The sequence below is a fragment of the Acinetobacter tandoii genome, assembly GCF_008867985.1.
In the GTDB taxonomy this organism is placed as follows: Bacteria; Pseudomonadota; Gammaproteobacteria; order Pseudomonadales; family Moraxellaceae; genus Acinetobacter; species Acinetobacter tandoii.
Genome location: NZ_VXLD01000048.1, coordinates 1 through 223 on the forward strand (window position 1 = coordinate 1; position 223 = coordinate 223).

The window sequence follows — 223 nt, forward strand, 5'->3', positions numbered from 1 at the left end:
ACGCGCGATTAAAGCGGGTGAAGCAAACCTGATCATTGCAGGTGGTGTGGAAAGCATGTCGCGTGCTCCGTTTGTGATGGGTAAATCAGAAACGGCTTATGGTCGTAGCCAGAAGATTGAAGACACCACCATGGGATGGCGTTTTATCAATCCGAAGCTGAAAGCCATGTATGGTGTAGAGACCATGCCACAAACCGCAGAGAATGTGGCACAACAGTTTCAT

The 223-nt window shown here is 48.9% G+C and carries 1 protein-coding gene; it reads left to right on the forward strand.

Annotated elements, in window-relative coordinates; translation table 11 throughout:
• Positions 1-223, forward strand: a 223-nt coding sequence (locus F4W09_RS17035) for a thiolase family protein (protein WP_472755574.1), incomplete at both ends; no start/stop codon positions are given.